Here is a 26521-nt window from a genome sequence, read left to right as displayed (position 1 = left end):
ATCCCGCGCCCCCATGCGCAGTACCCGGTGAGGTTCTAGGGTTGAAGCGAAGATATTCCACTGATTACGGGCATCCTCGCCCATCGTTTCACTCCCGTGCTCGGGCGGGTCGACACCGACACCCCAGGAGAACGTGCGCTATGTCCATTGCATCCGAAACCCCCGTCCTGGACACCCTCGCCGCCATGACGGTCGACTCGCTCGAGCGCTGCGGGCTGGCCCCTGACATGCTGCTGCTCACCCGCATCGCGGCCCTCGCCGCCTCGGACGCTCCGCCGATCTCCTACGTCGCCCACATCGACCCCGCCCTCAAGGCCGGTCTGACCGCTGAGCAGTTGCAGGACGTGCTGGTCGCGATCGCCCCCATCGTGGGCACCGCCCGCGTCATGACGGCAGCCGGCAACATCACCAGGGCGCTCGGCATCGCCATCGCCGTCGCCGAAGCCGAGATCGAGGCCCAAGGCTGACGCGGACGACCCACGGCACCACTTGATCAAGGGCGCGCGGAGACGGGCGCCGTTCCCTTCGCGAGGACCGCAGGGCCAGTCAGGAGTGCATCGATGTCCGAGAGCCCGGCCACCGCGATGCGCGCGGTTTCCCACAGCACGCCCGAGGAACGCGCAGCCCAAGGCAAGGAGGCCCGGAGCCGCTCGCCACGGTCCGGGCACGCCGTGTACCGGCCGTCTCCGGACAGGCCGGACCCACTGGCGATCCTGGAGGCGCAGTCCACGGCCCGGGTGCCCGAGCTGGTCCCGATCCGCTACAGCAGGATGTCGGAGTCTCCCTTCCGGTTCTACCGGGGAGCCGCCGCGATCATGGCGTCCGACCTGGCCGGCAGCCCCGACTCGGGGATCACGGCCCAGCTGTGCGGAGACGCGCACCTGCTGAACTTCCGGCTGCTGGCCTCTCCGGAGCGACGGCTGATGTTCGACATCAACGACTTCGACGAGACGCTGCCCGGCCCCTGGGAATGGGACGTCAAACGACTGGCCACGAGTCTTGTCATCGCCGCCCGGGCGAACGGATTCGACGACGCGGAGCGCGCCCGGATCGTGAGCACCGCCGTCCGTGGCTACCGCGAGGCGATGCGCGGATTCGCCGGCATGGGCAACCTCGAGGTCTGGTACGCGAGCATCGACTCGGACCGCCTCCAGGACCTCGCCGCACAGCAGCTCCGCAAGCGCGGACAGAAGAAGCTGGCCGGCACCATGGAGAAGGCCCGCTCGCACGACAGCCTGCAGGTCTACGACAAGCTCACGGAGCTGGTCGACGGCACGCCCAGGATCGCGCCGGACCCCCCGTTGCTGGTGCCGATCGCCGACCTCCTGCCGGACCAGGAGCGCAGCGCGCTCGTGCGCCAGCTCCGCAGTCTGCTCGAACGCTACGGCCTCACTCTGAGCACGGACCGGCGGGCACTCCTGGCGGACTACCGGCTGGCGGACGTGGCGCGCAAGGTGGTCGGCGTCGGCAGCGTCGGTACCCGCTGCTGGATCTTCCTGCTCCTCGGCCGCGACGGCCGTGACCCGCTCTTCCTCCAGGCCAAGGAAGCAGACACGTCCGTGCTCGCCGAGCACGTCGGCGCGAGCAGGTACCGCAACCAGGGCGAGCGCGTGGTCTCGGGACAGCGGTTGATGCAGGCGGCGAGCGACATCTTCCTCGGCTGGCAGCGGGTGGACGGGATCGACGGCAAACAGCGCGACTTCTACGTCCGCCAGCTTCGCGACTGGAAGGGCATCGCCATGCCGGAGACGATGTCGCCCCGGCAGCTGGCGACCTTCGGCGACGTGTGCGGCATGACCCTCGCCCGCGCGCACGCACGGTCGGGCGACCGGGTGGCGATCGCTGCGTACCTGGGCCGCGGCGAAGCATTCGACCGGGCGCTCGTCGCCTTCGCCGAAGCGTACGCCGACCAGAACGAGCGCGACCATCAGGCCCTGGTCGACGCAGTACGTGCAGGCCGGCTGCCGGCGGAGGAACTGCCGACGGACTGACCCGTGCCTGGACATCTCCCTGGAGGCGGGCACGTACACGGCAGCGGTTCCACCGGGCGGGGCGTCCTCGGGCGCCCCGCCGTCACCCCTTCTTCTGCGGATCCTCGGCGTTGCGCCAGACGGTCAGGTCGAGGGTGATGTACTTGCTCGGATCGTTCCCGCCGGACCTGCCGCGGTACGTCGCCACCGCGATGTGTCCGGCATCGCTCAGGACGCAGAGCTGTGAGCCGTCGCCGAGTTGGTCGAGGCGGATCGACTTGCTGTAACGGGTCTCCGAGCGGCAGGTGTCCAGAGAACCCTGCTGCCCGCTGTTCAGCAGCACCAGCTTGCCGTTGCCCGTGGCGATCTCGTCCCGGTCCACCACGTTGAGCACGCGCGGCTGGTAGTACACGTCACCCTTGCTGCCGAATGCGGCGCCCTCCTTGCCGGTCGGACGCGGCGGGTTGTCGGCCAGCATCACGAAGTAGTTCTCGGTCAGGTCGATGCCCTTGTACTCGACGGGCTGCGGGTCCGGCCGCTTCCCGCCCGACGGTTCGGCGGAGTTGCCGGCGGCGGGCTGCTTGGAGCCGTCCTTGCCCGAGCCGTCCGGCAGGAGCGAGTTGACGACGACCAGCCCGACCAGCGCCGCCGCCACCGCGCCGGCGATGATCAGGCCGCGGCCCTTCCGCCGCTGCGGGGGAAGCGGCGGGCCCCAGGCTTGCTGCCCGGTGACGGCAGGCGGCGGGGTGGGCGGGAAGCCCGGGCCGGCCGGAGCCGTCCCCGGCCTGCCCGGCGCGGTCCGCGTGGGCGCGGACGCCTGCTCGGACCCGGGCGCCGGCCCGAACCCGGGCGCCGGCACGTGCGGGGAGTACGCGGTGGGTGTCGGGCCGCCGGGGGCCGGCGTACGGGCGGGTTCAGGGAGCTGTTGGCGCGAGGTGAGGGACCCGGCCAGTGTTTGCGGCAGCCAGTCCTCGCCCTGCCTCAGCGGGTCGGGGGAGAGGCCGTGACACAGCTCGATGATCTCGGTCAGGGCGGGCCGCCCGGCCGGCTCGCGACTGAGGCACCGGGCGATCAGCGGCCGCAGCTCGGAGGGCAGCCGGCTGAGGTCGGGGTCCTCGTGGACGATCCGGTACAGCACGGCGTGGGAGGGGCCGTTGCCGTAGGCGGGCGCCCCGATCGCCGCGTAGGCCGCGATCTGGCCGAGGGCGAAGATGTCGGTGGCGGGCGTCACGGCAGCGCCCGCCGCCTGTTCGGGCGCCATGAACGCCGGCGTGCCCACGCTGACGCCGGTGCCGGTGAGGGCCGTGGTGTCGGCGGCGCGGGCGATGCCGAAGTCGATGACGCGCGGGCCGTCCGCGGCGAGCAGGACGTTCGCGGGTTTCAGGTCGCGGTGCACGATGCCCGCGGCGTGGATGACGTGCAGGGCTTCGGCGGCTCCGACGGTCAGCAGGAGCACGCTGCGCAGCGGCAGCGCGCCGTACGTCGACACCGCCTCGGCGAGCGAGGGCCCGGGTACGTAGGCGGTGGCAAGCCACGGCTGCGCACCGTCGGTGTCGAAGTCGATGACCGGTGCCGTGTACAGGCCCTGCACCCGCTGGGCGGATCGCACTTCCTGCTGGAACCGGCGCCGGAACTCCGGATCCTCACTGAATTCGGGGCGGATCACCTTCAGCGCGACGGGCCGCCCGCCAGGTGTGAACGACAGGTACACCTTGCCCATGCCGCCCGCGCCCAGGACCGCCGCCAGGCGGTACCCGCCCACAACGGGCGGGTCGTCGTTCCCCAAGGGCCGGAAGGGCTCCAAAGACGGTGCACCGCTCATGTCGACTCATCCCCTGTTGACGGCAGTTGCGCCCTGCCCTTGCCCGAACGCCGCACCGAGCCTACCGAGGTCGATCGGGTTCTCCGAGCTCTGTCAGGTTCATTGACAGGAGATGACCGGAGCCGGACTCTGAGAGCGCTCTCAAGCAGTTCGGATTTCCCCACAGGTAAGGAAGAACATGTTCCGCTTATCGAAAGTGCTGGCATCCGGGGTCGCGGCGCTGGCCGTCGCCGCCGGCCTGATGGTTTTCGGTCCGTCGCCATCCGCGGAGGCCGTACCGGCCACCATCCCGCTCACGATCAAGAACAGCTCGGGGCGCAGCGAGCCGGTCTACGTCTACAACCTGGGAACCCTGCTCACGACGGGCCAGCAGGGCTGGGCCGACGCCAACGGCACGTTCCACCCTTGGCCCGCGGGAGGCAATCCCCCCACCCCCGCGCCCGACGCGTCGATCGCGGGTCCGGCCAACGGGCAGACCAAGACGATCCGGATGCCCAAGTTCTCGGGACGCGTCTACTTTTCCATCGGCCAGAAGATCGTCTTCAAGCTGAGCACCGGCGGCCTGGTGCAGCCTGCCGTGCAGAACAGCTCCGACCCCAACCGCAACATCCTGTTCAACTGGTCCGAGTACACGCTCAACGACGCCGGCCTGTGGATCAACAGTACCCAGGTCGACATGTTCTCGGCTCCCTACGCGGTGGGTGTGAAGGCGGCCGACGGCACGGTCAGGAACACCGGCCGGCTGAAGCCGGGCGGCTACAACGCCGTCTTCAGCCAACTGCGTTCGGCCGGCTGGGGCGGACTGATCCAGAACCGCCCCGACGGCACGCCGCTGCGAGCGCTCTCGCCCGGTCACGGCATCGAGGCGGGCGGAATCCCGCCCGGCGTCATGAACGACTACATCAACCGGGTCTGGAGCAAGTACAGCTCCTCCACGCTCACCGTGACGCCGTTCGCGAACCAGCCGAACACCAAGTACTACGGCCGGGTCTCGGGCAACGTCATGAACTTCACCAACGGCTCAGGAGCGGTGGTCACCAGCTTCCAGAAGCCGGACTCCGACAGCATCTTCGGCTGCTACAAGCTCCTGGACGCACCCAACGACCTCGTCCGCGGCCCGATCTCCCGCACCCTGTGCGCGGGCTACAACCGGTCGACGCTCCTGACCAACCCCAACCAACCCGACGCGAACGGCACCAACTTCTACCGCGACGCCGTCACCAGCCACTACTCCCGCATCATCCACGGACAGATGGCCGACGGTAAGGCGTACGGCTTCGCCTTCGACGACGTGGGCGCCCACGAGTCGCTGGTGCACGACGGCAACCCGCAAGAGGCCTTCATGACGCTGGAACCCTTCAACTAGGCCAGGACCAGGACCCGTAGGGCGTCGGCGGGGCGCCCCCCGCCGCGCCCTCCTCGGGCCGGGCGGCGGCCGTCACCCGTCGGCGTCTGCGGGGGGACCGGCGGCCGCCCCGTCCTCGGCAGCCGAGGCGGAGCCCCGGTCCGGCTCGCGCTCCCAGTAGAGGGCGCGCTTGCGCCGCCGCTCGTCCGTCAGCTCGGGCAGCGGCTCCGAGGCCACCCGGCGGGCGCCCGACCGCAGGAACTCCACGACCACCATGGCCTGTTCGCCGAGCTCCCAGCGCTCCAGCAGCCCGCCGTCGATCAACCGGGTCATGAGCTCCATGCCGTCCTGGCGCTCCTCGCGCTGCTCACTGCGGAACAGCTTCCGGATCTCCTGCACGTCCTGCGGGTTGCGGGCCATCATCTGTGCCATGACGGCGTCGTCGCCCTTCTCCATGGCGTGCTGGAAGCTTTCCGCCCAGCGCTGGATGAGGAGGCGCTCGTTGTCGTCCCGGATCTCCCGCAGCCGCTGGCGGAACTGTTCCACGGCGGTCTGGTTGAGGACCTCGCCGACCCGTACGCCGTGCTCCCGGCTCAGCCGGTCCGCCTGGATCGTCACGAACACGTCCAGTTCCATGCCGAACCGGACGCCCAGCTCGTGCCCGGTCAGCGCCTCGTTGACCGCGTCGCGGACCTCCTCGGCGTGATTGATCGAGTAGGTGCGCGATACGTCGCGCAGCCGCTGCTCCAGTTCCGGCACGAGCAGTGCGCCCACGTCGGTGACCTGGCTCCGGGCAACGCCGCAGGGGTCGGCCACCCGCCACCGGACGGCCACGTCGGCGGGGAAGGACCGGCCCCTCTCCGACGCCGGCAACTGGGCCTGGAACGAGACGGTGTGCCAGCCCAGCTGGAGTTCGAACGCAGTGTACGGGCGGGTGAACCAGCGCAGCAGGAAGCTTTCGTCGCCCTCGGGCCCCACCGCCCGCGGCGGACGGTTGCGGTAGTAGAGCACGGCCACGTACTGGGCGCTGCGGTGCCGGTACGGCCAGGCCGGACGGTACTCGCGGATGAAGGGGCCGGCCAGCGCCTGTGCGGACGCCGGGCGCTCGCCCTCCAGCCGGGGGGACACGGCGGCCGCATGGGGCGGCTGCGGGTTCCAGGGGCGGTGCGGCGCGACGGGCGGGGCTGGCGGGGCCGGCGGCCCGGGCGGGGCGGGCGGGGCGGGCGGGCCGACGTGTACGGGGTAGTTCATGGTCATCACTCCGTCTTCTCAGCTCGTGGCGCCGGACGCGCCCGGCGGGATGATCACGGTCCGCGGCACGGCGTCGTACAGCCGCCGCGTGGTGGCCCCGGTCAAGGACTCGTCGGGGTCGCGCTCCATGCGCCGCACCAGGTTCCGCAGCCGCTCGATGTCGTCCTGCGCACTCACCAGGAGCGGGAGGAAGCCGCACAGGACGTCCAGCAGCCCGGGGTCCTCGTCGGCGAGACGCATCCAGATGGCGAGGGAGGACTCCACCTCCGCCCGCCACCGGGCGGTGTCCAGTCCGGTCCACACCAGGTCCGCCAGCATGGGGGCGGCCTCCGGCCGGGCGGTGAGCAGCCCCGCCACCACCGGCCAGCCCGGGTGTTCCGCGAGCCAGGGCACGTCCTCCAGGCCCCACAGGGCGGACGGCTGCTGCCAGAGCAGCCGGTCCACGGTGAACAGGGCCAGGTCGTGCCGGCTCCAGCGGCGGTCGCCCAGCCAGGATCCCAGCCGTGCCAGTGCGGTCGCCCCGTGGGAGCCGACGACCAGCCGCGCCACGCTGTACGAGGCGTGCGTCAGCAGCTCCTCGTCGTCGCGCCCGGCCAGCAGCCCGAGTTCGTCGAGGGAGGCGGAGACGGACCGTTCGACCGTGCCGTAACCGTGCACCAGGGCCGCCGTGCTGCGCAGGCCCGCGTCGGCCTCGTCGCGGGCCCACGCCCGCACCGTGTCGCGCACGATCGGCCGGACCGCCTCGTCGAGGGACGCGGCGTAGGCCAGCGCCGTCGCCGCGGCCACGCGCTGCTCGGGGAGTCCGAGGTCGCCATCGGCAGCACCACCTCCTGGAACAGGAACGCCAGGTCGCGCGGGCACAGCGCCCCGACGGTGAGCGCGGCGGGCACCCATGCGACGGGCCGGCCGTCGTCGCACAGTGTCCGCAGCCAGCGGCCCAGGGGCCCGCGCACGTTGGGGTAGCCCTCCCAGGCGTGGGACAGCACCGCCCAGGGCAGCGCCCGGCCCTGGAGGCGTACCTTGCGCACGCCCAGCGGCCGGCTGCCGAACCGGACGTCCCCGGTGAACACCTCGGCCCGCGCGGCCGCGAGCCGGGCGTCCTGGTGGTCGTGGAACAGCGCCCGGCCCGGATCCTTCGCCGGGTCCATGGTGACCGCGAACTCCCAGGCCAGCCGCTCGGCGGCGTCGGCGGCCACGCTGTACGGCGAACCGCTGAACACCGCCACCGTCGTGCGGAAGGCGGCCAGCCGGGTCGCCGCCGCCATCGCCGCCCGGTTGCGGGGCGGCACCCGCCCCGGCGCCGCCAACCAGGCCTCCGCCTGTCGCGCCGCAAAGGTCCGCAGCTCGGCCAGGAGTTCCTCCTCGGGCAGCTTCCCCGCAAGGTGGTCGACGAGGAGCCGGGCCAGCGACTCGACCTCGTGGGGCCGCAGTTGGTCCAGTCCGAGGGCCGCCGTCACGTCCGCCCGGTCGGCCAGGGCCAGGGCCGCCGCCAGCCGCTCCACCTCGCCGTGCCCCAGCAGGGCCACCAGGTGCTTGCGCAGCATGCCGTCGGACGAGGGCGGCCGGAACAGCGTGCCGTACCGCCCCCGGAGCAGCTCGTCCGCGAAGCCGCCCGCCTCGACGACCAGGATCGCGTACGCGCCGTGCCGCTCCAGCAGCGAGCTGAGCCGGTCCAGGTGCAGTTCGGCCGGAGGTTCGGCGAACCGGGCCCGGTCCTCCCCGTGCCGGTCCTCGTCGGCCGGGCGCCGCTCGGCGTGGAACACGCCGTCCCCGGTGATCTCCACCAGGTAGCCGTGCTCCGCCTGGAGGTCGGCCCCGTCGATGCGGTGCAGCTCGGTGCGCGGGTCCAGCCGCTCGATGCGGCCGCGCGTCACCTCGTCGAGCAGGGAAAGCGCCGTGTACGTGCGTCCGCTGCCCGGGTCACCGCACAACGCGATCAGCCGCTGCCGCTCCAGGCGGGTCCGCGCCGCCCCGTAGCCGGGCGGTTCCTGGAACACCCGCCGCAACCTCCGGAGTTCGTCGCGGTGCACGGAGCCGGTGACCAGCCGGGCGGCTGCGGCCCGGCCGCCGTGGTAGTGGTGGTGGTCGCCCAGGTGGACGTCGCCCCGGGTGCCGTCGACGACGGCGTTGCGCCCGCGCACGTCGAAGAAGTGCGCGCGTGCCTGCCGCGCCGCGTCGTAGCCCCCGTCCCCCAGCCTGTTGCCGAACGGACCGCTGCGGGCCGCGGCGAAGTCCCGGCCGTCGCCGCCCGCGGGACCTCCCGCGCCCGGTCCGCCGCCGGCCGCCCCGGCGGCGGCCGCGTTCCCGCCCGCGGCCTCTCCGCCGCCCTGTGCGCCGGCTCCGGCGCCGCCTGCGTCACTCATCTCCACCATCCCGGTCCGCGGCGTCGCCCTCGTCGCGCGTGAGGGTCACACCGGTGACGTTCCCGTGCACCTCCGCGCCGTCCACGATCTGATTGGGTCCGTGCACGGTGATCGCGTACTTCGCGGGCGGCGGCGGCGCGGGCTGCGCGCCGTTGCGCCGGTCTCCGTCGCGCCGTTCCCCGGTCCGTCGTTCCCCCGTCCGCCGGTCCCCGTCCTGCCGGCGGTCTGCTTCCCGCCGGTCGCCCTGCCTCCGGTCCCCGGCGCCGCCCCCGTCGGCGTCGTCCCCGTCCTGCCGCACTCGCCCGGGCTCCGGCAGCGGCGGCCGGGAGCGCCGGGGCACGTGGAACCAGGCCGTCTCGTCGGTCTCCTTGACGCGTACGGGATACGGCGCGTAGCACTCGGGCTCGACGAACCGGCCGCCGTCGGCGACCACCGTGCGGTACAGGACGTCCGAGACCACGAAGACCAGTCCGATCGTCTCGTCCGCGGCCAGCACCTCCCGCGCCGGCTCGCTGTCGCACAGCCGGCAGGCCAGGTCCACGGTCCGGCCCACCAGCCCCCGGCCGTCGTCGCTGACGGGCCCGCTGTGCATGGCGACGCGCAGCCGCAGTGGCTCCAGCCGTCCCCGGTTGTGCTCGCGCAGGCCCTGGTGGACCTCTTCGAGCCACACCCCCACCAGAGCCGCGGGCGGTACGGCCGGGTCCAGCGCGGCCAGTATCCCGTCGCCGCGGTCTTCGACGTGTACCTGTCCGACGGGTACCCCGATCGCCTCGAAGGCCGCCTCGAAGACCTCGTACATCGCGCGCCGCGACCGCAGTTTGGCGTGCTGGTCCAGTTGACCCGACCCTCTGATGTCCGCGCTCACCACCAGCCGGTGCACGGCCGCCTCATGACTGTTGCTCACTCCGCCCCCCTGGAACGCCGAACCGACACGCCCAGGATGGTGGCGCCCCGGCATGCTGTATGTAGCCGTTTACACACCCGGCCGCGGTAGGCGCGGGCCCCCGCCCCTGCCCCCGCCCCCGTCACCGCCGCCCCCGCCGGCGAGCAGCCGCAGCGGTTCGAGGTCGGTGACCACCAACTGCCGCGAAGCGGTGCGGACGATGCCCCGCTCGCGCAGCAGGCGCAGGGCCTTGGCCACCGCCTCGCGGGTCGAGCCCACGGACGCGGCCAGGTCGTGCTGCGGGAGCGGCAGGTCGATGATGACGCTCGCGTCGGGGTTGCGGCGGCCGGTCCGCTCGACCAGTTCGACGAGCCGTGCCGCGAGCCGCTGGAGCACGTTCTCCGAGGCCAGCGAGCGGCGTTCGCCGTCGGAGCTGCGCAGCCGCGAGCTGAGCTGGCGCAGCACGAGCGCGCTGGCGGCGGGGCTGCCGGCGAGGAAGCCGCGGAACCGGTCGCCCGGGATCACCACGGCGGCCACCGGCCCGAGGGCGGCCACGGTGGCGCTGCGCGGCCGCAGGTCCATGGCGGCCAGCTCGCCCACCAGCTCCCCGGCGCCGCGCAGGGCGAGGATCAGGCGGTTGCCGCGCTCGGTGGTCACCGACACCACCGCCCAGCCGCCGGTGATCGCCACGACGTGGGAAGTGGTGGCGCGTTCCGGCAGGATGACCGCACCGGGCTCGTAGCGGCGAGGTACGCCGAGGGCCAGCAGCGCCGCCCGGTCCTGCGGGCGTAACGCGTGGAGCAGGGGCTGCTCCTGTTCGATGAGACTCACGTCGACCGCTCCCGTACCGGCACCGGCCCACCGACCTCATGGCAAGCCCCACGCAATGACACATACACGTCAATGGCTGCGGGTGCACGGCAGTTGACCGAATCCGCCGCGGGCGAGAGCGGAGGGGCCGGTGGGGAGTGTGGCGGCCATCGGCGGTCGAGTTCGGTGGTGAATTTGGCCGGATTCCTCTGGTGAGCCGTCGGATCGGGCCTGGCGAGCGGTCGCGCCGCGTGCCGGGCGCGCTCTCGACCAGTCCGAATACCGTCGGTCGCCCCGGCAAACACCCTGCGGGACAAGATCACTGCATCGAGGTAATGCCAGCGATTCAGGCGGGGCGGATGGCGGTACCGGCCGTTAATGTTCCACCGGATCTGGACGGATTCCCGGATATTCGCCCTCTTTTTCCTCTTTCACCGGTGACGTGCACCTATGCCGATCGCCTCCCTTACGAAGGAGAGCTCGCCCGATGACCGTTGACACCAGCCCGGAAGCGCAGCTGGAGCCGCCGAAGCAGTCCAGCCTGGGCACGGCGGCCGCCCGCAACCTTGCCACCACGACCAAGTCCGCCCCCCAGATGCAGGAGATCACCTCCCGCTGGCTGCTGAGGATGCTCCCCTGGGTGGAGACCAAGGGCGGCACCTACCGGGTGAACCGGCGGCTGAGTTACACCGTCGGCGACGGGCGCATCGACTTCGTCCAGGACGGCGCCACCGTCCGGGTGATCCCCCGCGAGCTCGGCGAACTGGCCCTGCTGCGCGGCTTCGACGACGTGGAGGTGCTGACCGCGCTCGCCGGCCGGTGCGTCCAGCGTGACTTCCGGGCCGGCGAGGTGCTGGTCGAGCGCGGTGCCCCCTCCGAGCACATCCACCTGATCGCGCACGGCCGCATCAACCAGACCTCCGTCGGCCAGTACGGTGACGAGGTCGCCGTCGCCGTGCTCGCCAGCGGCGACCGGTTCGGTGAGAACGCCCTGCTCGACGGGGCCGGCGGGTGGGACTACACCGCCACCGCCGAGACCCCCGGCACCCTGCTCACGCTCTCCCGCGCCGACTTCGCCGCCGTGCTGGCCTCGGCGCCGAGCCTCCAGGCCCACGTCCGGGAGTTCAGCGCGCTGCCCCGTCAGCGGCAGAACAAGCACGGCGAGGCCGAGATCGCCATGTCGGCGGGCCACACCGGCGAAGCCGAACTGCCCGGCGCCTTCGTCGACTACGAGGCCAAGCCGCGCGAGTACGAACTCTCCATCGCGCAGACCGTTCTGCGGGTCCACACGAGGGTCGCCGACCTCTACAACGAGCCGATGAACCAGACCGAGGAGCAACTCCGGCTCACCATCGAGGCGCTGCGCGAGCGGCAAGAGCACGAACTCGTGAACAACCGGGAGTTCGGCCTGCTGCACAACGCCGACTTCAAGCAGCGGATCCAGACCCACTCCGGCCCGCCCACTCCGGACGACCTCGACGAGCTGCTCTGCCGCCGCCGCGGCTCCAAGTTCTTCCTCGCCCACCCCAAGGCGATCGCTGCGATCGGGCGCGAGTTCAACGCCCGCGGGCTCTACCCGGACCACGTCGACGTCGGCGGGCAGCTGGTCCCGGCCTGGCGCGGGGTCCCGATCCTGCCCTGCAACAAGATCCCCATCAGCAAGGAGAACACCAGCTCGATCCTCGTCATGCGAACCGGCGCGGACAACCAGGGCGTCATCGGCCTGCGCCAGACCGGTCTGCCGGAGGAGTACGAGCCGGGTCTGTCGGTGCGCTTCATGGGCATCGACGAGAGGTCGATCATCTCCTACCTGGTCACCACCTACTATTCCGCCGCGATCCTGGTGCCCGACGCGCTCGGCGTGCTGGAGAACGTGCAGATCGCCCGCAGGCGCGACTAGGCCCTGTCCGGAGAACTTCCCCACGGTCACGACAGCCCGGACCCTCCCGGGCCGACCGAGCATGCCCGGGATCCGGGACAGCCCACCCACCTCACCAAGGAGCTACGGATGCCCGATCCTGGGCTTTCCCCTCTGCAGTCGAGCCTGCCTGCCGCCGCGGCCCGCTTCGGGGCCCACGTCCTCGCCCACGCGCACGCCTCCGGAACCGAAGCCGCCGTCGGCGACGCCCGCCCCGCCCTGCCTTCAGGGCCCGCCCTGCCCTTCGTTCCCGTCTTCGGTCCGGGGGCCGTGCCCGCGACGGTGCCCGTCCCCGGCGAATCGATCGCTCAGCACGTGGGGGAGGGCGCGGCGGCGGTGAGGCGGCCGAGCCCTGCCCTGGAACGGATCCTGAGCGGCCCCAGCGGCCTGGGCACGGCGGGCCTGCACCCGGCCCGGCGCGAGGAGCCACCGGCGTCCCCGGCGCCCGAGGCGCCGGTGGAGGGTCATCCGATCCCGGGCCTCTACCACCACCCGGTGCCGGAGCCCGATCCGGCGCGGGTGGAGGAGGTCAGCCGCAGGATCAAGGCATGGGCGCTGGACGAGGTCGAGCTCTACCCCGAGGACTGGGAGGGCCAGTTCGACGGCTTCCACGTCGGGCGCTACATGGTCGCCTGCCATCCGGACGCGCCCACCGTCGAGCACCTGATGCTCGCCACGCGGCTGATGGTCGCCGAGAACGCGGTCGACGACTGCTACTGCGAGGACCACGGCGGCTCGCCCATCGGCCTCGGCGGACGCCTGCTGCTGGCGCACACCGCCCTCGACGCCCTGCACACGACGAAGGAGTACCAGCCGGAGTGGGCGCAGTCGCTCCACTCGGACGCGCCTCGGCGTGCCTACCGCTCCGCCATGGAGTACTTCGTCCGGCAGTCCACACCCTCCCAGGCCGACCGGTACCGGCACGACATGGCCCGTCTGCATCTCGGTTACCTCGCCGAGGCCGCGTGGGCCCAGACGGAGCACATGCCCGAGGTGTGGGAGTACCTGGCGATGCGGCAGTTCAACAACTTCCGCCCCTGCCCCACCATCACGGACACCGTCGGCGGCTACGAACTGCCCGCGGACCTGCATGCCCTGCCCGCCATGCAGCGGGTCATCGCACTCGCCGGGAACGCCACCACCATCGTCAACGACCTGTACTCCTACACCAAGGAACTCGCCAGCCCCGGCCGGCACCTGAACCTGCCCGTGGTGATCGCGGAACGTGAGGGCATCTCCGACCGGGAGGCCTACCTGAAGGCGGTCGAGGTCCACAACGACCTCATGCACGACTTCGAGGCCGCGGCCGCCGACCTGGCCGCCTCCTGTCCCGTCCCGAGCGTGCTGCGCTTCCTGAGGGGAGTGGCCGCGTGGGTCGACGGCAACCACTACTGGCACCAGACCAACACCTATCGCTACAGCCTGCCCGATTTCTGGTAAAGATGGGATGTATCCATGACTAGCACCGATCTCAACACCGCCACTGCCACCGCCACTTCGGCCGGTACCTCGGCATTTATCCCTGGCCCGGCGACGCCCTATCAGGGGGACATCGCCCGTTACTGGAACAACGAGGCCAGGCCCGTGAACCTGCGGCTCGGCGACGTCGACGGCCTTTACCACCACCACTACGGCATCGGGGACGTGGACCACGCCGCCCTCGGCGACGCCGACGACAGCGCATACGAGAAGAAGCTGATCGCCGAGCTCCACCGCCTGGAGTCGGCGCAGGCCGAACTGCTTTTGGACCACCTCGGCCCCATCGAGCGCGACGACACGCTCGTGGACGCCGGCTGCGGCCGCGGCGGTTCGATGGTCATGGCCCACCAGCGCTTCGGATGCAAGGTCGAGGGCGTCACCCTGTCGGCCAAGCAGGCCGACTTCGCCAACCAGCGCGCCCATGAACTCGGCATCGAGGACCACGTCCGCGCCCGTGTCTGCAACATGCTCGGCACGCCCTTCGAGACCGGGCAGGCCGCGGCCTCGTGGAACAACGAGTCGAGCATGTACGTCGACCTGGACGACCTCTTCGCCGAGCACTCCCGCGTCCTCGAGGTCGGCGGCCGCTACGTGACCATCACGGGCTGCTGGAACCCGCGTTACGGCCAGCCCTCGAAGTGGGTCTCCCAGATCAACGCGCACTTCGAGTGCAACATCCACTCCCGCCGGGAGTACATGCGCGCCATGGCCGACAACCGCCTCGTACCGCAGGCCGTCATCGACCTGACTTCCGCGACCCTGCCCTACTGGGAGCTGCGGGCCACCTCGCGCCTGGTCACCGGCATCGAAGAGGCGTTCATCAACTCCTACAAGGACGGCTCCTTCCAGTACCTCCTGATCGCGGCCGACCGCATCTGACCGACCGCCGCCGCCTGAAAGGGCCGGACCCGTCACCCGACGGACCCGGCCCTTTCAGCGTCGGCGCGAGGCTCTATGCGCCGATGTCCCGGTTGCGGAAGTCCTCCAGCGTCTCGCGCCGTACGAGGACCCGGGCCGCGCCCTCGTGGACCGCGATGACCGCGGGGCGGCCGACGAGGTTGTAGCCGGAGGCCATGGACAGCTGATACGCACCGGCCACGGGTACGGCGAGCAGGTCGCCGGGGTGGATGTCGTCGGGCAGTTCCACGTCGGCCGCGAGGATGTCGCCGGCCTCGCAGTGCCGGCCGACGACCGTGGCCGTACGGGGGCCGGCCGTCGAGTGGCGGCCGATCAGGCGGGGCGCGTAGCGCACCCCGTACAGGGCGGGGCGCGGGTTGTCGCTCATGCCGCCGTCGACGGCGACGAACACCCTCTCGCCGGTGTGTTTGACGGCGAGTACCCGGTAGAGGGCGACTCCCGCCGGCCCCACGACGGCCCGCCCGGGTTCGATGAGGAGCCGGGGCACGGTCAGCCGGGCCGCACCGCACCCTTCGACCAGCTCGGCGCGCAGCCGTCGGGCGAGCGCGGTGAGGTCGAGGGCGGGTTCGCCGGGCCGGTAGGCGATGCCGTGGCCGCCGCCCATGTCCAGTTCGGGCAGGACGATTCCGTGGGTGTCACGGATGCGGGCCATCAGCCCGACCATGCGGCGCAGGGCCACCAGGTGGGGCTTCACGTCGGTGATCTGGGATCCGATGTGGCAGTGCAGGCCGGTCAGTTCGAGCTGCGGCTGGCCCAGGATCCGGGCGACGGCGTGCTGCGCGCCCCCGTCGGTGAGCGACAGCCCGAACTTCTGGTCCTCCGTGCCCGTACGGATCTTGTCGTGGCCCCCGGCCGAGACGCCCGGCACCACCCGCACCATGACCTTCTGGTGCCCCTCGGGTCCGACGGCGGCCGCGATCCGGGCGATCTCCGACGGACCGTCGATGACGATCCGCCCCACGCCGAGCCGCAGCGCCGCCTCCAGGTCGCGGGGCGACTTCGCGTTGCCGTGCAGCACGATCCGCTCGGGCGGGAAGCCGGCGGTGACGGCGAGCTCCAGCTCCCCGGCGGAACACACGTCCAGGCCCAGTCCCTCCTCCTGCACCCAGCGCACCATCGCGCGGGAGAGGAACGCCTTCGCGGCGTAGTGGACGTCGGCGCCGGGGAAGGCCTCCCGGTAGGTCCGGCAGCGCCCGCGCACCTCACCCTCGTCCAGGACGTAGACCGGGGTCTCGAACCGCTCGGCGACCTCGGCGAGGAGACCCCGCCGACGGCCAGGCCGCCGTGCGGGAGCCGCTCCGTGGAGGCGGGCCAAATGGACAGATCCTCCGCGCCGGTGGCGACGTCGGAGAGTACGGCAATGGTCATCGGGACTTCCCCCTCAGAGAACGCGGACTGTGACGGCGGTCGTCCGCGCCGGCACCGGGGTGACGGCGGGAGCGGAGAGGGCCGGGTCGATCGTCACCAGGCGCACGCCGAGCGGCGAAGCCAGCGCGCGGAGCGCGGACTCGGACAGCCGGATCCAGGGCTGCTCCGCGCCGAGCGTCGCGGCCAGCAGGTCGGGGCGGGTGAATCCGACTGCGGTGCGGTCGCCGAGAGGGGTGCGGAACATCCGGAGCACCACCTCCGCTGTTCCCGGCCGGACGGGCACGCAGAGGGGTCCGGCCGGGACGCGTTCTTCAGGATCGGGGTCGTCTTCGTACGGGAACAAACACATGGGGCCCTCCCGGAGGAACCACGAGTGGCGGTTGAGGCCCCGGGTGCGGGGAGGCAGTCCGGGGCGCGACACCGAAGCTATCCCCGGGTTCCCGCACCTGCCGCCACCCCATGACGGGTCCTTGACGACGACCGGCCGAGTTCATACGGGTCCCTGACGCGGAGTCGGGCAGCGTCAGGGATGCGTCCGCCCCCGGCAGCGCGCAGCCCTGCTCGGCGCGTCGCCGGGCAGGGCCGGGCGGCGCGCCGAGCAGGGTCTGTCGCCGGCGTCAGCCGGTTTGCTTCTTCCAGCCGGTGCACAGGGCCAGGATGATGATCGCGTCGATCGCGATGATGATGATCGCCCACCAGGGCTGATACGGCAGCCACATGAAGTTGAGAATGATGCTGAGGCCTGCCAGCCCGATGCCCGCTCCACGGGCCAGGCCCGAGCCGGCGAAGATGCCTATCCCGGCGAGGACGACGATGATTCCGATGATGAGGTGGATCCAGCCCCACGCCGTCAGGTCGAACTCGAAGACGTAGCTCCCGATCCTGAGGTAGACGTCGTCGTTCGCTATGGCCGCGATGCCCTCGAACACGGCCAGGCAGCCCGAGACGATCAGCATCACGGCGGCGAAGAGCACGCCGCCGCTGATCGTGTCGCCGCCACCTTCGGTCAGTGGTGTCGTGCCGGGAGCGGGTCCGGTGTTCCAGTTCCCTCCGGTCGGTGTCTGCTGGCTCATGGAAGTCACCTCACAGCTGTCGTTGCGGGCCGGCCGTGCCTTCCTCCCAGCATCACGAGGAAGCGGGTTCCCGTGATCACCCGATGCGGGTGATCTTCGTACCGCTACTGGGCCACGGCGCCGCCCGGAGGGAGCAACCCGGCGTGCGAACGTCGCTACGGTGCGTGTCCAATGGACGGCAGCGGCAGCTTCGCCGCGGTCGTCCCCTGGGAGTGCCATGAGTACGCCGCCCGAGCCGCCCGAGCCGCCCCAGCCGTCCGCGTCGTCCGCCCCGTCGTCGCCGTCGGCCCCGGCCGGCAAGGCGCACGAGGGCTCCCGCGCCAAGCGGATCGCGATGAGCACGGTCTCGGCCGTGCTGATCACGCTCACCTGCATTCTCGTACCGGTCTCCCTGCTCACCGTGTGGGTGCACGACATCGTGCTGGACACCGACCGGTACGTGTCGACGGTGTCCCCGCTCGCATCCGACCCCGCGATCGAGGCCGCCACCGTCCACCGCATCACCGAGGCAGCCGATGTCCGGGTCGACGGCCCCCGGGTCGCGGCGGACATCGCGGCGTGGCTGGAGTCCCAGGGACTGCCGCCGCGCGCCAGTACGGCCGTCAAGGCGCTGGGGCCGCAGCTCGACTCGGCCGTCGACCAGGCCGTCACCAAGGTGGCGACGCGCTTCGTCGACAGCGACCGGTTCGAGAAGGTGTGGACCGAGGCCAACCGGGCCGCACACACGGCCGTCGTGCGCGCGCTCACCGGTGAGGGCCGGGGCGCGGTCGAGGTCAGCGACGGCACCGTCACCCTTGACGTTGGCGTCGCGGTCGAGCGGGTCAAGGAGGATCTGGTGGCCGCCGGCCTCTCCCCGGCGGAGAAGATCCCCGAGGTCAACAAGCAGATGGTGCTCTTCCAGTCCGACAAGCTGGCCAAGATCAGGAACGCGGTGCACCTGCTCGACGTCGTCGGCAACTGGCTGCCCGTGCTCACCGTGGTTCTCGGGGCCATCGGGGTGCTGCTCGCCCGGCGCCGTCGCAGGGCACTGGTGACCACCACCCTCTGCGCGGCCGCGGCCTGCCTGATCCTCGCCATCGGCCTCGTGATCGCCCGCCGCTACTACCTCGATCACCTGCCGGCGGAGGTGCAGTCCCCGGCCGCGGCCGCCGCCGTCTTCGACACCCTCGTCCGCTTCCTGCGCGTCAGCATCCGTACCGCGATCGTGCTGGGAATCGTGGTGGCGATCGGCGCCTACCTGTCCGGAGCCGGCCGACTGCCGGTCTCCGTGCGCGGGAAGGCCGAGACCATGGCCGACTCCGCCGCGCGCTGGGGCAGTGGTCACGGGGTGCACACCGGCAAGGTCGGTACCTGGGTGGACGCCTACCGGCGGTGGCTCACCCTCGCGGCCCTGCTGGTGATCGCGCTGGTGTTCGCGCTGTGGAACCACCCGACGGTGCTGACGGTGCTGCTGATGGTGCTCATCCTCCTCGCCGTGCTCGCCGTACTCGCGCTCCTCGCGGCCGGCGGCCGCAACAGCGAACCCACCGAGCGTGCCGGAAAGTCGTAGCCGCCGCCCCGTCAGGCAGGCTGCTGACGCATCTCGACCACGCGCATGCCCAGGGACTGGAAGCGGGTGAGGAGCCCGTACAGGTGGGCCTCGTCCGCCACGGTGCCCAGGAAGAGGGTCTGCTCCCGCAGGGGCATCCGGTCGAGCTCGGGGAAGCTCGCGGCGAGTGCGTCCGGCACGATGCCCGCTATGCGGAATTCGTAGCGCATGAGAGCACTCACCTCTCTCGTCCGACCTCACCTTCCATGGTCGGTCCCCGACCACCTTCTCGGCATCGCCTGGTTCGGGGGAGTCACAGGATCCCGAGGTCCTGGGCCCGGTGGACGGCCTCGCTGCGCCGGGTGGCGGAGAGCTTGCGGTAGATGCTCTTCAGATGGGTCTTGACCGTGTTGGCCGACACGTACAGCTCGGCGGCGATCTCCTCCGTGGACAGCAGCTGTGCGGCCTTGCGCAGCACCTCGGTCTCCCGCTCACTCAGCGCCTCCACCACGGCCGGCCGCTCGCCGGCCGCAGAGCCGGCACGCCCCGGGGCGAGGGAGGGCAGCCAGCTGTGCAGCCGGGCCAGCTGCGGGTCCTGGTGCAGGATCCGGCCTACCCAGGGGCCGCTCTCGGCGAACATCCGGCGCAGCTCCTCAGGCCGGGCCAGCGCCAGCGCCTGACCGAGCCGGCGCCGCGTCTCCTCGGAGGCGCCGTCCGACGCGGCGATCTGCGCCCGGAGCAGGCACGCCTGCGCCCGCACGGGCCTCGGAACGCCCGCTTCGTCCGACAGCCCGGCCAGCGACTCGACCGCGTCGTCCCCGCGTCCCGCCGCCAGCAGGGCGCGGGCCCGGGCCAGCGCATGCTCCGGCCGCTCCGAGGCCACCGCGTCCAGGACGACCAGGGCCGCGGCGGCGTCTGCGCGCGCGAGGTACGCGGACGCCTCGGCGACGGCCAGCTCGTCGAGCGCCCACGCGGACAGCCGGGACGGGAACGCGGCCGGCCCGAGCGCGTGGACGGCGGCGAGCGCCCCTCCCCGTCGCCCTCGGCCGCGGCCAGCCGCGCGCCGATGACGGCGGTCTCGACCACGGCCACGGGCTCCGGACGGGGACCCGCCGCCAAGGTCGCCAGGTCGAGATGGGAGCGGGCGGCCGGCAGGTCGTCGTGCTCGACCGAGACGCCCGCCAGGACGAGGTGGCCGACACGTGCCCGGCGCTCCGGGGGAAGTGCGGACCGCTCGGCGACGGCGAGCGAGGCGCGGGCGTGCTCGGTCGCCTGCCGCAGCCGGCCGCCCAGCAGCTCGACCAGGGCCAGTGATCCCAGCGCGTCACAGAGCGAGGCCTCCGTCCCCTGCCCGCCGGAGGCCTCGACCGCCGCCGTCAGCGCGGACTCGGCGCGGTCGAGGCGTCCGGCGCCGAGCTCGACCGAGCCGAGGGCCGCCAGGATCAGGGCCCGGATCTCGGGGTGCCCGGCGAGCAGACGCGGCGGGATGCGCTCGAGCAGATCGTCGGCGTCGGCCGCCGCACGCTCGGTGGCCGCCAGGTCGCCCGCCAGCCGCCCCGCGAGGACCCCGAGGAAGGCGCGGCAGAGCCTCGCCTGCGGACCCGAGGCGTCGGTCAGGTACAGGTCCGCCCGCCGCAGCCCGGCCTCACATCCGGGCAGGTCCTGATCGGCCAGTCTGCGGGCCGCGCCGACCAGGGCCGGTGCGGCGCCCTTCGCGTCGGCCGGCATGTCGGCGAACGCACCGCCCAGCTGGTCCGTTTCCAGGCCCGTGAAGAGCCGGCCGATCGCCACGTTGTCGATCAGCTGTCCCGCCGCGAACTCCCAGTCACCGGCGGCGGCGGCCTGCGTCACGGCCTCCGTCAGCTGCCCGGCCCGGGCGAGCCAGCGCGCGGCCCGCCCGTGCAACCGGGGCTCGAGGCCGGGGCAGCGTTGCCGCAGGTGCGCGCGCAGGACTTCGGCGAACAGCGGGTGCAGCCGGTACCAGGCCGTTGCGTCGACCTGTTCGAGGAACGTGTTGGAGTGGGCGAGCCCGGCGAGTGTCCGAGCGGCGTCATCACGGCCGGTCAGCGCGTCCGCGAGGTCCGGGTGGATCCGGTCGGTGACGCAGGCGCGCAGCAGCAGATCCTGAGTGGCCGGCGGCTGGGCGTCGAGCACCTCGTTGAGCAGGTAGTCGGCGATCGTGGTGCGGTCGGCGGCGAACTGGCGCAAGAACTCCTCGGGGTCGGTGCTGCGCTGCATCGCCAGGGCGCACAGGCGCACCCCCGCCGCCCATCCCTCGGTTCTGTCCACGAGAAGCCGGATGCCCTCCGGCGAGATCTCCAGCCGGTGCTTGCCGAGGAGCGTTTCGGCGTCCGCCCGGCTGAACTGCAGGTCTGCTTGGCGGATCTCGGTGATCTCGTCGGCCGCCCGGTAGCGGTGCAGTGGAAGCAGCGCGTCCGTTCGGCTGGTGAGCACGGTGCGCAGACCCTCGGCGGCGTTCCGGATCACGAAGTCCAGTCCGTCCGTGATCGCGGGTGCGCGGGCCGCGTCGAACCGGTCGAGCACCAGCACCACGGGCTCCGGCTGCCCGGACAGCCCTTCCGCCAGCCGCACCAGCAGTGACTGGCTCACCCCTTCGGCGCGGGTGGGCCTGCCCACCTCGGCCGGCAGCACCACCCCGCCCCGGTGGAGGGCTTCCAGGACGTACGCCCAGAAGGCGCCCGGAGCATCACCGGGCTCGACGGTCAGCCATACGGGGGCCGCGGCGCGAGTCCCTTGGCCGCCCAGTGGGCGGCGAGCACCGTCTTGCCGGCGCCGGCCGGACCGCTGACGAGGGTGAGCGGGCCCCCCATCCCCGCCGTCAGGCGCTTCAGCAGCTCGGGCCGGGACACCAGGAGCTTCGGCACGGCCGGAACGGCGAATCTGACCGTGAGCATCGGGTCACCGGACGGCGCCAGGCTCGGGAGCTCCGGACGTCCCGGGACCTCGGGCCCTACGGGTACGGGGTTCGGGTTCCGCATGAAGCCACCGAAGGTTCACCGGGTACGCACTGTGATCGGCCCACGCTCTCCACTCAAGCCGTGATCTGTGGTGATCACCAGTCGTGTCACCCTGCCGGGGTCTGACTCACCCCCGGGTGGCCGTCTCCTCCGGGGCGTCGGCGGGAGTGCCCAGGTGGCGTGCCGGCAGGGGTTCATGGGCCACTACGTATCCCACGGCGATGCCCACCGTGACGACGAAGAACAACATGATCAGCCACGACAGCATGACGAAGACCAGCCCGAGGCCCCCGAACTGCTCCAGGCTGCGGTTTATCGCGCGGGGCATGTAGAACCTGGATCCCCAGGTGACCACCTGTTCCCCGACCGCGACCAGGATCGCGCCGGGCAGCAGCGGCAGCCACGGGACCCTGGCGCCGAGCAGCAGGTGCTGGGTCCACCACCACAGCAAGGTGCCGCTGACCAGTGCGAGGACCGCGCCGAGCGCCCGGCCGGTGCCGAACGCGTTCTGGACCGGTCCCTGGAAGATCAGGGCGGCCAGCCACACGCCGATCCAGGCGAGCCAGCGCCAGGCGGCGAGCCGGGCGGCGGCTTTCGGGAGGTGCCAGGACCGTTCGCAGGTCGTCTGCAGGGCGCGGCTGCAGGCGGTGGCGGACAGCAAGGTCACCAGGATGCCCACGGCTCCGGTGCTCGCGACGGCCGCGGCGTCACCGGCCGCGTACACGGCGCGCACCTGGTCCAGCGCGGGGCCCGTCAGGCCCAGGGTCGAGCTGATCGTCGAGATCAGCTGCTCGCGCATCCAGTCGGGGGAGACGGCCGCGATGACGAAAATGGCGGGGATCGCACCGAGGAACGCCTGCGCCGCCAGCCGAGTGGCGCAGTCCAGTACGTAGATGCTTGTGAGCTGCTCGAGGATCCGGCCCAGGAACGGCGTGTACTTGCGCATCCAGCCCGGCATGGTGAAGCGACGCGGCCAGGCACGGGGTCCGGGCACGGTGACGCCTCCTTCCGGGAACGGCGCCCGTCGGCTGTGGCGGCCTCTCCATGAGAAGAATGGGGGAGAGGGGAATCTCCGGCATGTCCGGCGTCTCCTGAGGAAGGTGGACGCCGGATCGCTTCCGGTGCGCGGACCTGCCCCGGGCCTCAGTTCGCCGCTTGCTTCACGAGGGCGCCGATCCTCGCCTCGTCGGTGGCGGTCAGCTCCTTCAGGGCGTACGAGGTCGGCCACATGGCGCCTTCGTCGAGGTTCGCCTTGTCGCTGAAACCGAGCGTCGCGTACCTCGTGTTGAACTTCTGCGCGCTCTGGAAGAAGCAGACGACCTTGCCGTCCCTGGCGTACGAGGGCATCCCGTACCAGAGCTTCGGTGCGAGTTCCGGCGCGCTCGCCTTGACGACCGCGTGGAACCGTTCGGCCATGACCCGGTCCGAGTCCGACATCTCGGCGATCTTCGCGAGCACGGCGGCTTCCTCCTCCCGTGCCTTGTCGGCGCGCGATCCGCGGCGCGCGGACGCCCTCAGCTCCTGGGCCCGCTCCTTCATCGCGCCGCGCTCCTCGTCCGTGAATCTCTTCGAGGAGCTGTCGGTCGCGGTGGTGTTCTCGGCGGGCTTCTGCGTGTCGTTCATTGCGGGTTTCCTCCTGGTACAGGGCTTGATGGACGTCATCGTCATGCCTTCGGGCCGCCGGGGCCGGCGGGTTTGCCCGCCGGCCCCGGCCGGGGCCCGTCATCCCCAGGCGCCGGCGATCTGGCGGGTCGTGGCGTTGAGCCGGTTGAACATGTTGGTGACGCCGATCATCAGGACGATCGCGGCCAGCTGCTTCTCGTCGAAGTAGGTGGCGGCCGTGTCCCAGACCTCGTCGCTCACCGGGTCGGGACGGTCGGCCAGCCGCGTCGCGGCCTCGGCCAGCGTGAGGGCCGCCCGCTCCTCTTCGGTGAAGTACGGGGCCTCCCGCCAGGCGGCGACCGTGGCCAGCCGCTCGTCGCTCACTCCCGCCTTGCGGGCCGACTTGGCGCCGCCGTCGACGCAGGCGCTGCAGCCGTTGATCTGGCTGACCCGCAGATGCACCAGCTCCAGCGTCTGCCCGTCCACCCCACCGGAGTGCACGGCCTTGAAGATCTCCTGGATGGGCTGCATCGCGCCGGACAGTACGACGGCGGGGTTCTGCATACGAGACTGCATGGTGATTCGCTCCTCTTACCGGTTGGTGCCCCGTTCCCTCGGGGTGTGACTCCATGACAGCCGCTCCGGCGTGCCGTGACGACGGCGATGGGACGCCCTGGGACAGTTCAAATGGCCTTGATCTGCGCAGACTTGGCCCGCAATACTTCGGCCGGGGCGGGACAGCGAAGCGGGGGAACCATGGATGTGGAACAGCGGACGGCGAACACCGGGCCGCAGGACGAGCTGGCCGCCCGGCTGCGCCTGATCCAGGAGCTGTCCGGGCTCGGCGTCCGGGCCCTCGCGAGGGACACCGGACTCAGCTCCTCCTCGCTGTCGCGTTACCTCAGCGGCCAAACCGTGCCGCCCTGGCCCGCGGTGATCGCCCTCTGCCGCCTCGTCAAGCGCGACCCCCGCCCCCTGCGCCCCCTGTGGGAACGGTCCTCGAACCCGCTGCCGGCGCCCCCGAAGTCCAGCCGCCAGGTCCAGCCGAGGCCCCGCAACGATCTGCCGCGCGACGTACCCGACTTCACCGGACGAGATTCCCAACTCGCCGCCGTGCTCGCCGCGCTGGAAAGCCACCAGGTGGTCGCCCTCGACGGCATGGCAGGCGTCGGCAAGACCTGCCTGGCGGTGCACGCCGCGCACCGGCTCGCCGCCCCCTACCCGGACGCCCAGCTCTATGTGGACCTGCACGGCTTCACCGAGGGCCGCGAACCGCTCGATCCCGACTCCGCGCTGCGCATGCTGCTCTCGGCCCTCGACGTCCCGTCCGAGAGGGTCCCGCAGGAGGGCATCGAACAGCTGGCCGCCTGCTGGCGGTCGGAACTGGCCCGCCGGCGGGCCGTCGTGGTCCTCGACAACGCCGCCGACGCCGACCAGGTCCGCCCGCTGCTGCCCGGCGCAGGCCCCTCCGTCGTCGTGATCACGAGCCGCAAGCGGCTGCTGGGCCTGGACGAGGTGCCCCCGGTGTCGCTGGACGTGCTGAGCCCCCGGGAGAGCGCGGAGCTGCTGGCCCGTGCCAGCGGCGACCCCAGCGGCCCCGAAGGGCGGCTGGCCCGCGAACCGGAGTCCGCCGCCGAGGTGCTGCGGCTGTGCGGCCATCTGCCGCTGGCCCTGCGGCTGGCCGCGGCCCGGCTGCGGCACCGGCCGGGCTGGACCGTGGGCATCCTCGTAGAGCGGCTGGCGCAGGGCGCGAGCGAGTTCGACACGGCGTTCGCCATGTCCGTGAAGCAGCTGGACCGGGCGCACGCCCGGCTGTTCCGGATGCTGGGGCTGCTGCCCGGGGGCTCCTTCGACGAGTACCTGGCGGCGTCGCTGGCGGACGTGCCCCTGCACGGTGCCCGGGAGATGCTGGAGGACCTGGTCGACGCGCACCTGGTCCAGCAGCCGACGGCCGGCCGCTACCGGCTGCACGACCTGGTGCACCAGCACGCGCGCGCGGCCTGTGCGGAGCAGGACTCGCAGGCCGAGCGGGAGCGGGCGCTGGGCCGCTTCCTCGACTACTACGTGCACGCGGCGGCCGCGGCGGACGCCGCGATGCAGGTCCTGTCGCCCGGCCGGTCGCCCTCCGCGGGCCGTCCCCCGGCCGCGCTGCCGCGGTTCACGGACAAGAACACGGCCTTGGCCTGGCTCGTCGCGGAGTACGAAGCGATGATCGCCGCCTTCGAGACGGCGGTCGCCGTCGGGGCCGATGTGCACGTGTGCGAGCTGCCGCGCTTCCTGCGGGCGTACTTCGCGCGGCGCTGCGGTACGACGCACCTCAACCACCTCTTCGAGCGGTCGCTCGCCGCCGCCGAGCGCCTGGGCGATCCGCTGCAACTGGCCGAGGCGTACAGCGACCTGGGCTTCGCCCGTTACAACGCGGGCCGGATGGCGGAGGCCGGAGCCGCGTACGAGGCGGCCGGGGTCGAGGTGTCCCGGGCGGGGGACGTGCGCTCGGAGGCCGAACTGGCCATGCGCCGCGGCTATCTGAGGTGGGAGCAGGGGAGTGTCGAGGAGCCGCTCGAACTCTTCGGGCTGGCAGGGATGTTGTACGAGCAAGCCGGTCTCCCGGCGGGCGCGGCCCACGCGGCCGCCTCCGAGGCCTGGGCGATGCTGCAACTGGGAGACCGTGAGCAGGCGGCGCGGCGGGCCCGGGAGGTGCTGGGCATTCCGCACGCGGACCCGGCATGGCCGCCGACGCTGACGGCACGGATCACCCTCGGCGTGGCCATCGCCGGCGAGGCGCCCGAAGAGGCGGCGGAGCACCTGCACCTGGCGCTGGCACTGGCCCGCGAGGACGGGCACATGAACAACGAGGCGTGGGCCCTCAACTGCCTGGGCGTCGCCCTGCGGCGGATGGGCCGGTACGAGGAGGCACTGGCCAGTCACCGGGAGGCCTTCGCGCTGTTGGACGAACTGTTCGAGGAACACTGGAAGATCCGTTTCCTCAACGGCTACGCCGAGACCTGCCGGCTCGCGGCCCTCCCCGAGGAGGCCCTGCGGCTGTACCGGCAGGCGCTGGAGCTGGCCCCGAGGCTGGGATACCGGCACGAGGAAGCACTGGCCCACGAGGGGATCGCGATCGTGCTCGACGGCACGGACCGGGCCGCGGCCGCCGAACACCGTGCGGCGGGACAGGCCGTCCTGCAGGAGCTCAGCCCCGGGGCCCGCTGA

At 72.1% G+C, this 26521-nt stretch carries 22 protein-coding genes and 3 pseudogenes; 8 read left to right on the top strand and 17 right to left on the bottom strand.

Features of this window, described 5'->3' with window-relative positions; all coding sequences use genetic code 11:
- Positions 1-140 precede the first annotated feature (140 nt).
- Together JIW86_RS07275 and JIW86_RS07270 are read left to right on the top strand one after the other, a co-directional pair.
- A complete protein-coding gene (locus JIW86_RS07275) occupies positions 141-467 on the top strand; it encodes a carboxymuconolactone decarboxylase family protein (protein WP_257553027.1) in 327 nt (108 codons plus the stop codon).
- A gap of 93 nt (positions 468-560) precedes the next feature.
- Entirely contained in the window at positions 561-1991 is a 1431-nt protein-coding gene (locus JIW86_RS07270; RefSeq protein WP_257553026.1) for a DUF2252 domain-containing protein, read from the top strand.
- An 82-nt stretch (positions 1992-2073) separates the two neighbouring features.
- On the opposite strand, the gene JIW86_RS07265 is transcribed toward JIW86_RS07270, so the two are convergent.
- Positions 2074-3792, bottom strand: a complete 1719-nt coding sequence (locus JIW86_RS07265; protein WP_257553025.1) for a serine/threonine-protein kinase — start codon at positions 3790-3792, stop codon at positions 2074-2076.
- Between the two features lie 178 nt (positions 3793-3970).
- Between JIW86_RS07265 and JIW86_RS07260 the strand changes: the two genes are divergently transcribed.
- Entirely contained in the window at positions 3971-5158 is a 1188-nt protein-coding gene (locus JIW86_RS07260) for a glycoside hydrolase family 64 protein (protein ID WP_257553024.1), read from the top strand.
- 72 nt (positions 5159-5230) lie between these two features.
- On the opposite strand, the gene JIW86_RS07255 is transcribed toward JIW86_RS07260, so the two are convergent.
- The 5 genes from JIW86_RS07255 to JIW86_RS07235 form a co-directional block, all read right to left on the bottom strand.
- Positions 5231-6394: a hypothetical protein gene (locus JIW86_RS07255; protein WP_257553023.1), complete on the bottom strand. Its 1164-nt coding sequence runs from the start codon at positions 6392-6394 to the stop codon at positions 5231-5233.
- 12 nt (positions 6395-6406) lie between these two features.
- Complete coding sequence (locus JIW86_RS07250) at positions 6407-7045, bottom strand: hypothetical protein (RefSeq protein ID WP_257553022.1); 639 nt, start codon at positions 7043-7045, stop codon at positions 6407-6409.
- A complete protein-coding gene (locus tag JIW86_RS07245; protein ID WP_257553021.1) occupies positions 6955-8751 on the bottom strand; it encodes a hypothetical protein in 1797 nt (598 codons plus the stop codon). Before JIW86_RS07245 ends, JIW86_RS07250 begins: the two co-directional genes overlap by 91 nt.
- On the bottom strand, positions 8744-9655 hold the full coding sequence (locus tag JIW86_RS07240; protein ID WP_257553020.1) for a hypothetical protein: 912 nt from the start codon (positions 9653-9655) through the stop codon (positions 8744-8746). The genes JIW86_RS07245 and JIW86_RS07240 overlap by 8 nt, the downstream gene beginning before the upstream one ends.
- A 69-nt stretch (positions 9656-9724) precedes the next feature.
- Complete coding sequence (locus JIW86_RS07235) at positions 9725-10465, bottom strand: Crp/Fnr family transcriptional regulator (RefSeq protein WP_257553019.1); 741 nt, start codon at positions 10463-10465, stop codon at positions 9725-9727.
- Between the two features lie 466 nt (positions 10466-10931).
- On the opposite strand from JIW86_RS07235, the gene JIW86_RS07230 reads away from it, so the two are divergent.
- The 3 genes from JIW86_RS07230 to JIW86_RS07220 all read left to right on the top strand — a co-directional run bounded on the left by JIW86_RS07230 (position 10932) and on the right by JIW86_RS07220 (position 14720).
- Complete coding sequence (locus JIW86_RS07230; protein ID WP_257553018.1) at positions 10932-12344, top strand: family 2B encapsulin nanocompartment shell protein; 1413 nt, start codon at positions 10932-10934, stop codon at positions 12342-12344.
- A gap of 108 nt (positions 12345-12452) precedes the next feature.
- Positions 12453-13802: a family 2 encapsulin nanocompartment cargo protein terpene cyclase gene (locus tag JIW86_RS07225; protein ID WP_257553017.1), complete on the top strand. Its 1350-nt coding sequence runs from the start codon at positions 12453-12455 to the stop codon at positions 13800-13802.
- Positions 13803-13817: 15 nt separating this feature from the next.
- Positions 13818-14720, top strand: a complete 903-nt coding sequence (locus JIW86_RS07220; RefSeq protein ID WP_257553016.1) for a geranyl diphosphate 2-C-methyltransferase — start codon at positions 13818-13820, stop codon at positions 14718-14720.
- A gap of 73 nt (positions 14721-14793) precedes the next feature.
- Here the strand turns inward: JIW86_RS07220 and lysA are convergent.
- From lysA to JIW86_RS07205, 3 genes and pseudogenes are all read right to left on the bottom strand, one after another.
- A pseudogene (lysA, locus tag JIW86_RS07215) lies at positions 14794-16127 on the bottom strand (diaminopimelate decarboxylase).
- A 13-nt stretch (positions 16128-16140) separates the two neighbouring features.
- Positions 16141-16476, bottom strand: a complete 336-nt coding sequence (locus JIW86_RS07210; protein ID WP_257553015.1) for an SAV_915 family protein — start codon at positions 16474-16476, stop codon at positions 16141-16143.
- A gap of 268 nt (positions 16477-16744) precedes the next feature.
- Positions 16745-17200, bottom strand: a complete 456-nt coding sequence (locus JIW86_RS07205; RefSeq protein WP_257553014.1) for a hypothetical protein — start codon at positions 17198-17200, stop codon at positions 16745-16747.
- Between the two features lie 217 nt (positions 17201-17417).
- Between JIW86_RS07205 and JIW86_RS07200 the strand changes: the two genes are divergently transcribed.
- A complete protein-coding gene (locus JIW86_RS07200) occupies positions 17418-18749 on the top strand; it encodes a hypothetical protein (RefSeq protein WP_257553013.1) in 1332 nt (443 codons plus the stop codon).
- Positions 18750-18760: 11 nt separating this feature from the next.
- Here the strand turns inward: JIW86_RS07200 and JIW86_RS07195 are convergent, their stop codons facing one another.
- The 8 genes and pseudogenes from JIW86_RS07195 to JIW86_RS07165 all read right to left on the bottom strand — a co-directional run bounded on the left by JIW86_RS07195 (position 18761) and on the right by JIW86_RS07165 (position 23884).
- Positions 18761-18958, bottom strand: coding sequence for a hypothetical protein (locus JIW86_RS07195; RefSeq protein WP_215148963.1), 198 nt, complete (start codon positions 18956-18958; stop codon positions 18761-18763).
- Positions 18959-19041: 83 nt separating this feature from the next.
- On the bottom strand, positions 19042-19368 hold the full coding sequence (locus JIW86_RS07190; protein ID WP_257553012.1) for a response regulator transcription factor: 327 nt from the start codon (positions 19366-19368) through the stop codon (positions 19042-19044).
- 15 nt (positions 19369-19383) lie between these two features.
- Positions 19384-19683, bottom strand: a pseudogene (locus JIW86_RS42100) (hypothetical protein); the annotation flags it as partial.
- Between the two features lie 92 nt (positions 19684-19775).
- Positions 19776-20456: pseudogene (locus JIW86_RS42095) on the bottom strand (hypothetical protein); the annotation flags it as partial.
- A gap of 995 nt (positions 20457-21451) precedes the next feature.
- Positions 21452-21727 carry a hypothetical protein gene (locus JIW86_RS07180; protein WP_257553010.1) on the bottom strand — a complete coding sequence of 92 codons (276 nt, stop codon included), beginning with the start codon at positions 21725-21727 and terminating at the stop codon, positions 21452-21454.
- 106 nt (positions 21728-21833) lie between these two features.
- Positions 21834-22700: a YihY/virulence factor BrkB family protein gene (locus tag JIW86_RS07175; RefSeq protein WP_257553009.1), complete on the bottom strand. Its 867-nt coding sequence runs from the start codon at positions 22698-22700 to the stop codon at positions 21834-21836.
- Positions 22701-22849: 149 nt separating this feature from the next.
- Complete coding sequence (locus tag JIW86_RS07170; RefSeq protein ID WP_257553008.1) at positions 22850-23329, bottom strand: iron chaperone; 480 nt, start codon at positions 23327-23329, stop codon at positions 22850-22852.
- A 99-nt stretch (positions 23330-23428) separates the two neighbouring features.
- Complete coding sequence (locus JIW86_RS07165; protein WP_215148957.1) at positions 23429-23884, bottom strand: carboxymuconolactone decarboxylase family protein; 456 nt, start codon at positions 23882-23884, stop codon at positions 23429-23431.
- A gap of 180 nt (positions 23885-24064) precedes the next feature.
- Between JIW86_RS07165 and JIW86_RS07160 the strand changes: the two genes are divergently transcribed.
- Positions 24065-26521, top strand: coding sequence for a tetratricopeptide repeat protein (locus JIW86_RS07160; RefSeq protein WP_257553007.1), 2457 nt, complete (start codon positions 24065-24067; stop codon positions 26519-26521).

It is taken from the genome of Streptomyces sp. NBC_00162, from assembly GCF_024611995.1.
Classification (GTDB): domain Bacteria; phylum Actinomycetota; class Actinomycetes; order Streptomycetales; family Streptomycetaceae; genus Streptomyces.
Note: the sequence above shows the minus strand (reverse complement) of the source record. Positions and strands in the feature narration are given on the sequence as shown.

Coding starts and splice junctions, on each gene's coding strand:
- JIW86_RS07275 (WP_257553027.1), top strand. CDS start 141: ATGTCCATTGCATCCGAAACCCCCGTCCTGGACACCCTCGCCGCCATG.
- JIW86_RS07270 (WP_257553026.1), top strand. CDS start 561: ATGTCCGAGAGCCCGGCCACCGCGATGCGCGCGGTTTCCCACAGCACG.
- JIW86_RS07265 (WP_257553025.1), bottom strand. CDS start 3,792: ATGAGCGGTGCACCGTCTTTGGAGCCCTTCCGGCCCTTGGGGAACGAC.
- JIW86_RS07260 (WP_257553024.1), top strand. CDS start 3,971: ATGTTCCGCTTATCGAAAGTGCTGGCATCCGGGGTCGCGGCGCTGGCC.
- JIW86_RS07255 (WP_257553023.1), bottom strand. CDS start 6,394: ATGACCATGAACTACCCCGTACACGTCGGCCCGCCCGCCCCGCCCGCC.
- JIW86_RS07245 (WP_257553021.1), bottom strand. CDS start 8,751: ATGAGTGACGCAGGCGGCGCCGGAGCCGGCGCACAGGGCGGCGGAGAG.
- JIW86_RS07230 (WP_257553018.1), top strand. CDS start 10,932: ATGACCGTTGACACCAGCCCGGAAGCGCAGCTGGAGCCGCCGAAGCAG.
- JIW86_RS07225 (WP_257553017.1), top strand. CDS start 12,453: ATGCCCGATCCTGGGCTTTCCCCTCTGCAGTCGAGCCTGCCTGCCGCC.
- JIW86_RS07220 (WP_257553016.1), top strand. CDS start 13,818: ATGACTAGCACCGATCTCAACACCGCCACTGCCACCGCCACTTCGGCC.
- JIW86_RS07210 (WP_257553015.1), bottom strand. CDS start 16,476: ATGTGTTTGTTCCCGTACGAAGACGACCCCGATCCTGAAGAACGCGTC.
- JIW86_RS07205 (WP_257553014.1), bottom strand. CDS start 17,200: ATGAGCCAGCAGACACCGACCGGAGGGAACTGGAACACCGGACCCGCT.
- JIW86_RS07200 (WP_257553013.1), top strand. CDS start 17,418: ATGAGTACGCCGCCCGAGCCGCCCGAGCCGCCCCAGCCGTCCGCGTCG.
- JIW86_RS07195 (WP_215148963.1), bottom strand. CDS start 18,958: ATGCGCTACGAATTCCGCATAGCGGGCATCGTGCCGGACGCACTCGCC.
- JIW86_RS07190 (WP_257553012.1), bottom strand. CDS start 19,368: ATGTTCGCCGAGAGCGGCCCCTGGGTAGGCCGGATCCTGCACCAGGAC.
- JIW86_RS07180 (WP_257553010.1), bottom strand. CDS start 21,727: ATGCGGAACCCGAACCCCGTACCCGTAGGGCCCGAGGTCCCGGGACGT.
- JIW86_RS07170 (WP_257553008.1), bottom strand. CDS start 23,329: ATGAACGACACGCAGAAGCCCGCCGAGAACACCACCGCGACCGACAGC.
- JIW86_RS07165 (WP_215148957.1), bottom strand. CDS start 23,884: ATGCAGTCTCGTATGCAGAACCCCGCCGTCGTACTGTCCGGCGCGATG.
- JIW86_RS07160 (WP_257553007.1), top strand. CDS start 24,065: ATGGATGTGGAACAGCGGACGGCGAACACCGGGCCGCAGGACGAGCTG.